General features: G+C 62.7%; 8 protein-coding genes. All 8 read right to left on the bottom strand.

Annotated features, from left to right (window positions below; translation table 11 throughout):
- Positions 1 to 11 precede the first annotated feature (11 nt).
- Positions 12 to 2012 (bottom strand): ribonucleoside triphosphate reductase, encoded by a 2001-nt coding sequence (locus KVG91_RS22050; RefSeq protein WP_169377352.1) that lies wholly within the window; start codon positions 2010 to 2012, stop codon positions 12 to 14.
- 228 nt (positions 2013 to 2240) lie between these two features.
- Positions 2241 to 3227, bottom strand: coding sequence for a GTP 3',8-cyclase MoaA (gene moaA, locus KVG91_RS22045; RefSeq protein WP_169377353.1), 987 nt, complete (start codon positions 3225 to 3227; stop codon positions 2241 to 2243).
- A 1-nt stretch (position 3228) separates the two neighbouring features.
- On the bottom strand, positions 3229 to 4134 hold the full coding sequence (locus KVG91_RS22040) for a peptidylprolyl isomerase (RefSeq protein WP_169377354.1): 906 nt from the start codon (positions 4132 to 4134) through the stop codon (positions 3229 to 3231).
- A gap of 13 nt (positions 4135 to 4147) precedes the next feature.
- The gene (gene narI, locus KVG91_RS22035; protein ID WP_169377355.1) at positions 4148 to 4825 is read right to left on the bottom strand and encodes a respiratory nitrate reductase subunit gamma; all 678 of its coding nucleotides are present in this window, start codon (positions 4823 to 4825) and stop codon (positions 4148 to 4150) included.
- Positions 4818 to 5573, bottom strand: coding sequence for a nitrate reductase molybdenum cofactor assembly chaperone (narJ, locus tag KVG91_RS22030; protein WP_169377356.1), 756 nt, complete (start codon positions 5571 to 5573; stop codon positions 4818 to 4820). Before narJ ends, narI begins: the two co-directional genes overlap by 8 nt.
- 3 nt (positions 5574 to 5576) lie before the next feature.
- On the bottom strand, positions 5577 to 7115 hold the full coding sequence (gene narH, locus KVG91_RS22025; RefSeq protein ID WP_169377357.1) for a nitrate reductase subunit beta: 1539 nt from the start codon (positions 7113 to 7115) through the stop codon (positions 5577 to 5579).
- A 1-nt stretch (position 7116) separates the two neighbouring features.
- Complete coding sequence (locus KVG91_RS22020; protein ID WP_169377358.1) at positions 7117 to 10890, bottom strand: nitrate reductase subunit alpha; 3774 nt, start codon at positions 10888 to 10890, stop codon at positions 7117 to 7119.
- 57 nt (positions 10891 to 10947) lie between these two features.
- Entirely contained in the window at positions 10948 to 12345 is a 1398-nt protein-coding gene (locus KVG91_RS22015; RefSeq protein WP_169377359.1) for a NarK family nitrate/nitrite MFS transporter, read from the bottom strand.

The following is a 12345-nucleotide window of genomic DNA, read 5'->3' as shown; positions in this document are numbered from 1 at the left end:
GGGAAATCGATTCAGGACTGCGCGGCCAGGGCCAGCACGTCATCGCACTTGGGACAGAACTCATGCTCACCGGCGAGGTAGCCATGTACCGGGCAGATCGAGAACGTCGGCGTGACCGTGAGGTACGGCAGACGGAACCGCCCCAGCGCCTTGCGCACCAATTGCTTGCAGGCCTGGGTCGAGGAAATCTGCTCGGCCATGTACAGGTGCAACACGGTGCCGCCGGTGTATTTGCATTGCAGTTCGTCCTGCAGTTCCAGGGCTTCGAACGGGTCCTGGGTGAAGCCCACCGGCAGTTGCGATGAGTTGGTGTAATACGGCGCGACGTCGCTGCCCGCTTGCAGAATGTCCGGGTAACGCTTGCGGTCTTCCTTGGCGAAGCGGTAAGTGGTGCCTTCGGCCGGGGTTGCCTCGAGGTTGTAGAGGTGGCCGGTTTCTTCCTGGAAGCGCAGCAAAGTGGCGCGTACATGGTCGAGCAACTTGAGGGCAAACGCGCGCCCCTGCTCGGTGTGCATGCCCTGCTCGTCGGCACTGAAATTACGCAGCATCTCGTGCATGCCATTCAGGCCAATGGTGGAGAAGTGATTGCGCAGCGTGCCCAGGTAGCGCTTGGTGTAGGGGTAGAGCCCGGCGTCCATGTGATGCTGGATCACCTTGCGCTTGACCTCCAGGCTTTCCATGGCCAATTCCATCAGGCTGTCCAGGCGCTGCAGCAAACCTGAGGTGTCGCCCTTGAACAGGTAGCCCAGGCGCGCGCAGTTGATCGTCACCACGCCCAGGGAGCCGGTCTGCTCCGCCGAGCCGAACAGCCCGCCGCCGCGCTTGAGCAATTCGCGCACGTCCAGTTGCAGGCGGCAGCACATCGAACGCACTTGGTTAGGCTGCATATCCGAATTGAGGAAGTTCTGGAAATACGGCAAGCCATAGCGTGCCGTCATCTCGAACAGGCGGTCGGCATTGTCGCTGTCCCAGGGGAAGTCGTGGGTGATGTTGTAGGTCGGAATCGGGAAAGTGAACACCCGGCCCTTGGCATCGCCGGCCTGCATCACTTCGATGTAGGCGCGGTTGATCAGCTCCATTTCCGCTTGCAGGTCGCCATAGGCAAACGGCATTTCCTCGCCGCCGATCACCGGGATTTGCTCGCGCAGATCTTCGGGGCATACCCAGTCGAAGGTCAGGTTGGTAAACGGCGTCTGGGTACCCCAGCGCGATGGCACGTTGAGGTTGTAGATGAACTCCTGCAGCGCCTGGCGCACTTCGGGGTAACTCAATTGGTCCTTGCGCACATAGGGCGCCAGATACGTGTCGAACGAACTGAACGCCTGGGCGCCGGCCCACTCGTTTTGCAGGGTGCCGAGGAAGTTGACCATCTGCCCCAGGGCGCTGCCCAAGTGCTTGGGCGGCCCCGCCTCCACTCGCCCCGGCACGCCGTTGAGCCCTTCGTGCAGCAACGTCCGCAAGGACCAGCCGGCGCAATAGCCGGCGAGCATGTCCAGGTCATGGATATGCAGGTCCGCCTCGCGGTGCGCCCGGCCGATCTGCTCGCTGTAGACCTCATCCAGCCAATAATTGGCGGTGACCTTGCCCGCCACATTCAGCACCAGCCCACCCAGGGAATAACCCTGGTTGGCATTGGCCTGCACGCGCCAGTCTTCGCGGTCGAGGTATTCGTTCATCGAGGTGGCGACTTCGATCAGCGTCTTGCGGTCGCGGCGCAAGCGGCCGTGTTGCTCGCGGTAGACGATGTAGGCGCGCATCGACAGGAAGTAGCCGGCGTCCATCAACACGCGCTCGACGCTGTCCTGGACTTGCTCTACATCCAGTTGTTCGATGCCTCTGAGCCGTGCCAGGACAGCGCCCAGCAGCAGGTCGACGTCACTGGTTTGATAGTCGCTGGTGGCGGTGCCGGCGGCGATCAGGGCCTGGCGGATTTTTTCGGGGTTGAAAGGGACTAGATTGCCGTCGCGCTTTTGCAATCGGGTACTGACCAACGGGCTGAGGGTGCTTTGCATCAGGGGGCTCCAAACACTACATATAGGTATTTTTAATTCTTTGAACACAATATGCAGTGAGACTACGGTCAATCACTTTGCCAGCCATTGACCAGGATCAAGTTCGAGCGAGGATCAAAATGTGGGAGCTGGCTTGCCTGCGAAAGCGGTGAATCAGTGACAGTCTTTGTGTCTGGCACTCCGCTATCGCAGGCAAGCCAGCTCCCACAGTTTTGACCGAGTTCGACGTTAGCCACCGCTCATGTTCATGAACCGCACCACCTGCACTTCTCCCGCCCCGGTGAAATCATGGCGTAAGGGCTTGCTTTCCAATGCCCCGTGCAAGGCTTCAACCAGCGGCCCATCGTCGAGTGGGTAGCGCCTGAGCAACCCTCGAAAATCCACCGCCCGCTCCTGCCCCAGACACAGCAACAACTGCCCCTCCACCGTCATCCGCACGCGATTACAACTGCCACAGAAATTATGCGAATTAGGCGAAATAAACCCGATGCGCGTCCCGGGATGCCGCGCCAACCGCACATACCGCGCCGGCCCGCCGCTGTTCTCGGTGCTGTCGATCAACCCATGTTCCCGCGCAATCACCGCGCGCACCTCATCGCTGGCGCAGAACGTCTCCCCCCGCGAACGCCCCACATCTCCCAGGGGCATTTCCTCGATAAAACTGATGTCGATGCCCTGCTCGATCGCATACCGCACCAACGCCGGTACCTCATCCAAATTGCGTCCCTTCATCACCACGCAGTTAAGCTTGACCCGCTCGAACCCCGCGTCCCGCGCCGCCTCAATGCCGTCGAGCACCTGGCGCAGATCACCGTTGCGGGTAATCGCCCTAAAGCGCGCAGCATCCAGGCTGTCGAGGCTGATGTTCATGCGCTTGACCCCCGCCTCCACCAGCGGCCGCGCCAAGCGCGCCAGTTGCGAACCATTGCTGGTCATCACCAATTCACGCAAGCCAGGCAGCGCTGCGATGTTGCGGCACAGGTCAACAATGCCCGGACGGATCAACGGTTCGCCGCCGGTCAGGCGGATCTTGCGCACGCCCTGCCCCACAAACAGCCTGGCCAGGCGTTCCAGTTCTTCCAGGCTCAACACCTGCTGGCGCGGCAGGAACGTCATGTTTTGCGCCATGCAATACACACAGCGAAAATCACAGCGATCGGTCACCGACAAGCGCAGGTAATCGATTGAACGGCCGAGCCCATCCACCAGGCTCATGTCACTGCACCAACGGCGAGTCGGCGCCTTGCAGCGCAAGGCCGCGGATGTCCGCCGCACCGATCAGGGTTTGCAGGTACTGCACCAACGCCTTCTGCCACACGCCTTGCTGCAATTGGGTGCGGATTGAACCGGCCACGGCTTCATAGGGCAGCGGCTGGCCTTCGATGCGCTGGTCGATGCTGATCACGTGCCAGCCGTAACGGCTCTCCAGCGGTTGGCCAGCCAGGCCCGGCGCCAGGGTGAACAGCTGGCGCTCCAGTTCGGGGACGGTCTGGCCCTTGCTGATCTGGCCCAGCGAGCCGCCCTGGGCCTTGGACGGGCACGCCGAATAGGTGAGGGCCAATTCGGCAAACCGGCCCGGCTGTTCTTCCAGGCTCAGCAGCAAGACTTCTGCCTGGCTGCGCGCCAGATCGCGCGCCTCGGCATCGTCCGGCGCGCATTCGAGCAGGATGTGCCGCACCGCCAGCAACGGCGCACTGTGGAAACGCCCACGGTTGTTGTCGAAATAACGCTCACAGGTGGCCTCGTCACACTCGGGCACCTTGACCTCGCGCTCCAGCAACAAGCGCGTGGCCGCTTCCTCTTGGTTTTCGCCAGCGGCGATCTCCACCGCCAGGCCCAACGCGGCGATGCGCTGCTGCAGCAGCTCGCGAATCACCAGGGCGCGAGCGGCCAGGTAAACCGCCGACTCGCGGCTTTCGGCCGGGTGATACTGCAACTCCAGGGCCATCGCCTCGGGCGTGACCGGCACGCCGTTGACGCTGATGATCGGCCACTCCTGCTCACTGCTGGCGATCAGTTCCGGCGCCACAGGCGCCTCGACCTCGATCACCGCTTCCTTGGCCGATGAACCGCAACCGCCGCTGCCGCCATTCCCACCACCACATCCGCATCCCGTTGTCATAACGTTCTCCTCACTACTTCTGCCGCACGATTTGATAACGACGCCCCAGGTACCAGATCGGTGCGCTGACCATGTGCACCAGGCGGGTAAACGGGAACAGCACGAACAGTGTCAGGCCCAGCGCCACATGGGCCTTGTAGATCAGCGACACCGGCGCGATCGACGCCGCCGCTTCCAGCGGCCGCAACAGCACCACGTTCTGCGCCCAGTCGGCGAGCATCACCATGACCGAACCGTCCATATGCCCGGTGGAGGCGACAATGGTCAGCAGCCCCAGCAGCAATTGCGCGAGCAAAACCAGCAGGATCAGGATGTCCGACGGGCTCGAGGTCGCCCGCACGCGCGGGTCGCTCAGACGGCGCTTGACCAGCATCAGCAGGCCCACCAGGCACAGCAGGCCGAAGAAGCCGCCGGAGACCATCGCCAGCAACTGCTTGTTCTCGGTGCTGATCACGTGGTGATACACCGCCGCCGGGGTCAGCAGGCCGACAAAATGCCCGGCCAGCACAAACAGCACGCCCACATGAAAGAAGTTGCTCGCCACGCGCATGCCGCGGTTATTGAGTATCTGGCTGGAGCCGGCCTTCCAGGTGTACTGCGACAGATCAAACCGCGCCCAACTGCCCAACAGGCAGATCGCCAACGCCACATAGGGATAGACCCCGAATACCAGCAAATTCCACTTAGACATTGCCCACCTCCGCGGCCGGCACGGCGGCCTGCCCTTCTCGCTGAAAATCCACCCAATGCAACGGCACCGCGCTTTCTTCGCGGGCCTTGCCTGGCGCGCTCGGCATAGCGCTGCAACGGTCCTGCTGTTCGGCCTGCATAAAGTCCACGGCTTCCTCTTCCCAGATTTTGTCCAGGGCTTCGAGGGAGTCGTCGCGCGGCTCGGCGGCGACCTGGGCGCGTAGCTCGGCCACCGCCTGGTGCGGCTCGGCGCCGGCGATCTGCAACAGCGCACGGAAACAACTGGCATAACCGCTCTCACGCTCGTCCAGCCGTGCCGCGAGCAACGCCAGCAAGTGCGCCACATCCGCCAGGCCCTCGCGGGCTTCGATGTCTTCGCGGGTGGACAAAAACTCCAGGTACAGCGGGATATAGTCCGGCAGCTCCTTGACGCCAATGGCAAACCCGGCGGCTTCGTACTGCGCCATCATGTCGACCATCGCCTGGCCACGGTCACGGGACTCGCCGTGCACGTGCTCGAACAACAACAGCGACAGCGACCGCCCGCGACCGAACAGCGCGCCGTAATGTTCCTGGCCGTCCATCAAGTCATTGGCGCAGATCAGTTCCAGCAACTCGAACAACGCGCCGCGTTGCTTGGGGCTGATTTCCCGCGATTCGACAATCGCCTGTTCCAACTCGTCGCGGCCATTCACCAGGGTTTCAGTGGGGTAGTCCAGCAACAGTGAGATCACTTTAAGAATGCGCATGGCTCAGTCCTCCCAGATCTGTACAGTTTTGAGCACGTCGCGGCGATTGGCCTTCTTGGCGCCGAACATGTTGGTGTCGGAACTGCCACTGCAGCCGCTGCCAAAGCTGAAACCACAGCCGGAGCGTTCGGCAAACGCGTCGCTCATGGCGTCTTCACGGTGGGCGCTGGGCACCACAAAACGGTCTTCGTAGTTGGCGATGGCCAGGTAGCGGTACATCTCTTCCACCTGGGCCACGCTCAGGCCGACGTCTTCGAGCACTTGCAGGTCTTCGACGCCGTCCACTTGCTGGGAACGCTTGAAGGCCCGCATCGCCAATAGACGTTTAAGCGCACGCTTGACCGGTTTTTCATCGCCGGCGGTGAGCATGTTCGCCAGGTAACGCAGCGGAATGCGCAGGCTGTCGACGTCCGGGATCACGCCGTTCATGCCCACGGTACCGGCGGCTGCGGCGTTCTGGATCGGCGACAGTGGCGGCACGTACCAGACCATCGGCAAGGTGCGGTATTCCGGGTGCAGAGGCAGCGCGAGTTTCCAGTCCACGGCCATCTTGTAGACCGGCGAGCGCTGGGCCGAGTCGATCACCGACTGCGGCACGCCATCGGCCAGGGCCTGGCGGATCACCGCCGGGTCATTGGGGTCGAGGAAAATCTCCAGTTGCTTCTCGTACAAGTCATGTTCGTTGGCGGTGCTGGCCACTTCGCTGATACGGTCGGCGTCGTACAGCAACACGCCGAGATAACGAATCCGGCCGACGCAGGTTTCGGCGCACACGGTGGGCATGCCGGCTTCGATACGCGGGTAGCAGAAGATGCACTTCTCGGACTTGCCGCTCTTCCAGTTGAAGTAGATTTTCTTGTACGGGCAGCCGCTGATGCACATGCGCCAGCCACGGCATTTTTCCTGGTCGATCAGCACGATGCCGTCTTCTTCACGCTTGTAGATCGCGCCACTGGGGCACGATGCCGCGCACGCCGGGTTGAGGCAGTGCTCACACAGGCGCGGCAGGTACATCATGAAGGTGTTTTCGTACTCACCGTAGATGTCGGCCTGGATCTGGTCGAAGTTCTTGTCCTTGCGGCGCTTGGCAAACTCGGTGCCGAGGATTTCTTCCCAGTTGGGGCCCCACTCGATCTTCTGCATGCGCTTGCCCGACACCAGCGAACGCGGGCGCGCAGTGGGTTGGTGCTCGCCCAGGGGCGCGGTGTGCAGGTGCTGGTAGTCGAAGTCGAACGGCTCGTAATAGTCGTCCAGGCTCGGCAGGTCCGGGTTGGCGAAGATGTTGGCCAGCACGCGGAACTTGCCGCCGATGCGTGGGTTGATGCTGCCGTTGGCGTTGCGCACCCAGCCGCCCTTCCACTTGTCCTGGTTTTCCCATTCCTTGGGGTAGCCGATGCCGGGCTTGGACTCGACGTTGTTGAACCAGGCGTATTCCATGCCTTCGCGGCTGGTCCACACGTTCTTGCAAGTGATCGAGCAGGTGTGACAGCCGATGCATTTGTCCAGGTTCAGCACCATGCCGATCTGTGAGCGAATCTTCATCTCAGTTCTCCTCGATATCGGTCGGCAATGGGCGTGGCAGGTCATCGCCGCTGGAGCCATCGAGCCAGTCGACCTTGGCCATCTTGCGCACCACAACGAATTCATCGCGGTTGCACCCGACCGTGCCGTAGTAGTTGAAGCCGTAGGCCTGCTGGGCATAGCCGCCGATCATGTGGGTGGGCTTGAGCACCACGCGGGTCACCGAGTTGTGGTGGCCGCCCCGGGTCTTGGTGGTTTCCGAACCGGGCACGTTCACGATGCGTTCCTGGGCGTGGTACATCATCACCATGCCTTCCTTGACGCGCTGGCTGACCACCGCACGGGCGGTCAGCGCGCCGTTGACGTTGAAGCATTCGATCCAGTCGTTGTCTTCGATGCCCGCACGCTTGGCGTCGATTTCCGAAAGCCACACAATCGGGCCGCCACGGCTCAGGGTGAGCATCAGCAGGTTGTCGCTGTAGGTGCTGTGGATGCCCCATTTCTGGTGCGGGGTGATCCAGTTCAGCACGATCTCGGTCTCGCCGTTGCTACGCTTGCCCTTCACGCCTTCGATGGTGCGGGTGTTGACCGGTGGGCGGTAACTCATCAATTGCTCGCCGAACGCCTGCATCCACGGGTGGTCCTGGTAGAACTGCTGACGGCCGGTGATGGTGCGCCATGGGATGTTTTCATGGACGTTGGTGTAGCCGGCGTTGTAGCTCACGTGTTCATCCTCAAGGCCCGACCAGGTGGGGCTGGAGATGATCTTGCGCGGCTGCGCCTGGATGTCGCGAAAGCGAATGGCTTCATGCGCCTTGGAGATCGCCAGGTGGCTGTGGTCGATGCCGGTGAATTGCGACAGCGCCGCCCAGGCTTTCAGCGCGACCTTGCCGTTGGTTTCCGGGGCCAGGGAAAGAATGACTTCGGCCGCATCGATCGCCGTATCGATCTTCGGCCGGCCGTGGCTGATGCCGGCGTCGCCTTCGTGATGGTTCAGCTCACCCAGGAACTGGACTTCTTCATCGGTGTTCCAGTTGATGCCCTTGCCGCCGTTGCCGAGTTTTTCCAGCATCGGGCCCAGCGAGGTGAATTTCTTGTAGATGTTCGGGTAGTCGCGCTCCACCACCGCCATGTTCGGTGCGTTCTTGCCCGGTACCGGTGCCACGCCTGCGCTTTTCCAATCGGTGCCGCCGAACGGCTGGGCCAGCTCGCCGACGCTGTCGTGCATCAGCGGGACCGTGACCAGGTCTTGCTCGACGCCCAGGTGGCCGACCGACATGGCCGAGAACGCCTTGGCGATGCCCTTGTAGATTTCCCAGTCGGAACGCGATTCCCACGCAGGGTCGATGGCCGCCGACAACGGGTGGATGAACGGGTGCATGTCCGAGGTGTTCATGTCGTCTTTTTCGTACCAGGTGGCGGTCGGCAAGACGATGTCGGAATACACGCAGGTGGACGACATGCGGAAGTCCAGAGTGGTCACCAGGTCGAGCTTGCCGATGGCGCCGTCGTCGACCCACTCGGCTTCGGTGGGCTTGCTTTCGCCGCCAAAGCCGATGTCTTCGTTCATCACGCCGTTCTTGGTGCCCAACAGGTACTTGAGCATGTACTCATGGCCCTTGCCCGACGAGCCGAGCAGGTTGGACCGCCAGATGAACATGTTGCGCGGGAAGTTCACCGGGCTGTCCGGTTGCTCGCAGGCGAAGCGCAAGGTGCCGTCCTGCCAGGACTTGACCACGTAGTCTTTGGGGTCCATGCCCGCCGCTGCGGCATCACGGCAGATACGCAGCGGGTTGGTGTTGAGTTGCGGCGCGCTGGGCAACCAGCCGGCGCGTTCGGCGCGGATGTTGTAATCCAGGGCGTGGGTGGGGAACTGGGACTTGTCGGCCAGGGGTGAGAGCACGTCGTGCATGTTCATCTTCTCGTGGCGCCACTGCGAGCTGTGGCCGTAGAAGAAGCTGGTGCCATTCATCTGGCGTGGCGGACGGTTCCAGTCCAGGCCGAACGCCAGGGGCAGCCAGCCGCATTGCGGACGCAGTTTTTCCTGGCCGACATAGTGGGCCCAGCCGCCGCCGGTCTGGCCGACGCAACCGCAAAGCATGAGCATGTTGATCAGCCCGCGGTAGTTCATGTCCATGTGATACCAGTGGTTCATCGCCGCGCCGACGATGATCATCGAGCGCCCACGGGTCTTGTCGGCGTTGTCGGCGAACTCGCGGGCGATCTGGATGGCTTTCTCGCGGCTGACGCCGGTGATCGCTTCCTGCCACGCCGGGGTACCGGGCACGCTGGCGTCGTCGTAGTCCTTGGCCACATTGAGCCCGCCCAGGCCACGGTCGATGGCCAGGTTGGCGGCGGACAAGTCGAACACCGTGGCGACCTTGGCCACGCTGCCGTCGGCCAGGGTCACGCTGTGCACCGGCACGCGGCGGAACTGCACGGCATCGCCGGCCACGTGCTGGAAGTGCTCGTGGGCTTCGCCGGCAAAATACGGGAAGGCCACTTCGGCGACGTCGTCACCGATCAGGCTGAGCTTGAGGTCGATGGCGCGGCCTTCACCGCCTTCTTTGGCCAGAATGTTCCACTTGCCCTTCTCGCCCCAGCGGTAGCCGATGGAGCCTTGCGGGGAAACCAGCTCGCCACTTTCGTCGAGAGCGATGGTTTTCCATTCCGGGTTGTTGTCCTGGCCGAGGTTGCCGGTAAGGTCCGAGGCCCGCAGGAAGCGGTCCGGCTGGAAACCGGCGCCGGGCGCAAAACCGCTCATGGGCTTGAGCATCACCAGCACCGGCAAGTCGGTAAAGCGCTTGGCGTAGTCGGTGAAATACGCGCTCGGTTTATCCAGGTGAAATTCCTTGAAGATCACGTGGTTGAACGCCTGGGCCAACGCGGCGTCGGTGCCCTGCTTGGGGTTGAGCCACAGGTCGGTGAGCTTGGCCACTTCCGAGTAGTCGGGGGTGATGGCCACGGTCTTGGTGCCCTTGTAGCGCACCTCGGTGAAGAAGTGCGCATCCGGGGTACGGGTCTGCGGGACGTTGGAGCCCCAGGCAATGATGTAGTTGGAGTTGTACCAGTCGGCCGATTCCGGCACGTCGGTCTGCTCGCCCCACACCATCGGCGAGGCCGGCGGCAGGTCGCAGTACCAGTCGTAGAAACTCAGGCACACGCCGCCGATCAGTGACAGGTAACGCGAACCCGCCGCGTAGCTGACCATGGACATGGCCGGGATCGGCGAGAAGCCGACGATGCGGTCCGGGCCGTATTGCTTGATGGTGTAGACGTTGGAGGCGGCGATGATCTCATTCACCTCCTCCCAGTTGGAGCGAATGAAACCGCCCATACCACGCTTGCTCTTATAGGCGTCGGCTTTGACCTTGTCCTCGACAATGCTCGCCCAGGCCTCCACCGGTGCCAGCGTCAGGCGCGCTTCACGCCAGAGCTTGAGCAGCGGCTTGCGGATCTTCGGGTACTTGAGCCGGTTGGCGCTGTAGATGTACCAGCTGTAGCTGGCACCGCGCGGGCAGCCACGCGGTTCGTGGTTGGGCAGGTCGTTGCGGGTGCGCGGGTAGTCGGTCTGCTGGGTTTCCCAGGTGATCAGGCCGTTCTTCACGTAGATCTTCCAGGAGCAGGAACCGGTGCAGTTCACCCCGTGGGTGGAGCGCACGATCTTGTCGTACTGCCAGCGCGAACGGTAGACGTTCTCCCAGTCGCGGGACTCTTTGCGGGTCTCGCCGTGGCCGTCGGAGAACTCGTTTTGCTTGCGGTTGAAGAACCGCAGTTGATCCAGTAAGTGACTCATGATGCTTTCCTCATCAGGCGTGCCGTGGGGTGCGTTGCCCCGCGAATTCGGGTCGGACTAGCAGGGTGTGGCGCAGCCTTTGCGGGCGTACCACCACCAGGTCACGACGATGCAGCTCAGGTAGAAACCGACAAACAGGTAGAACGCCATGGCCGGGCTGCCGGTGGCGGCCATGGACGTGCCGAAGGACTTGGGAATGAAGAACGCGCCGAACGCGCCCATGGCCGAGCTGAAACCCAGCACGGCGGCGGATTCCTTGCCGGCGTTGCGCAGCGCCTGCTCGCGCTCGGCAGCCGGTTTGCCGGCGCTGGCTTTCTCGTGCTGGGTACGGAAGATCACCGGGATCATGCGGAAGGTGGAACCGTTGCCCACGCCCGTGGTGATGAACAGCAGCATGAACATCCCGAGGAAGCCGTAGAAGCTGCCGCCCTGCCCGTTCTGCGGCAAAAAGTGCAGCACGCCGAACACCATCACGATCATCAGCACGAAGTTCCACAGGGTCACCCGCGCACCGCCCAGCTTGTCCGCCAGCCAGCCGCCCAGAGGGCGAACCAGTGCACCGACCAGCGGGCCGAGGAAGGCGAATTTCAGCGCCACCACTTCCGGGAATGAGGTCTTGATCAGCAGCGGGAATGCCGCCGAAAAGCCAATGAACGAACCAAAGGTGGCCAGGTACAGCCAGCACATCAGCCAGTTGTGCTTGCGCTTGAAAATCACCGCCTGGTCGCTGAACGAGGCGCGAGCGCTGGACAAGTCATTCATGCCGAACCAGGCCGCCACGGTGACGGCGAGGATGAACGGCACCCAGATGAACCCGGCGTTCTGCAGCCACAGTTGGCTGCCGTCCGCCAGGGTTTGCGGCTGGCCGCCCACCAGGCCGAACACCCCGAAGGTGATCACCAGCGGCACGCAGAACTGCATCACCGACACGCCCAGGTTACCCAGGCCGGCATTCAAGCCCAGGGCGGTGCCCTGCTGGGCCTTGGGGTAGAAAAAGCTGATGTTGGACATGCTCGAGGCGAAGTTGCCGCCGCCAAAACCGCAGAGCAAGGCGATCAGCACGAACACGCTGTAGGGCGTGCCCGGATCCTGCACCGCAAAGCCCATCCACAGCGCCGGCAGCAGCAAGGAGGCGGTGCTCAGGGCGGTCCAGCGGCGCCCGCCGAAGATCGGCACCATGAACGAATAGAACACGCGCAAGGTGGCGCCGGACAAACCCGGCAGCGCGGCCAGCCAGAACAGTTGGTCGGTGGTAAAGCTGAAGCCGATGGCGTTGAGGCGCACGATCACCGTGCTCCACACCATCCACACGGCAAAGGCCAGCAACAGCGCGGGGATCGAGATCCACAGGTTACGGGTGGCGGTCTTCTTGCCGCTGGCGCCCCAGAACGCCGGGTCTTCGGGGCGCCACTCATGGATCACCGGGCCCGTAGCGGGCTTTTGCGCGATGGACAT

Source organism: Pseudomonas azadiae, assembly GCF_019145355.1.
Taxonomy (GTDB): Bacteria; Pseudomonadota; Gammaproteobacteria; order Pseudomonadales; family Pseudomonadaceae; genus Aquipseudomonas; species Aquipseudomonas azadiae.
This window is presented reverse-complemented; position numbering and strand designations above follow the sequence as displayed.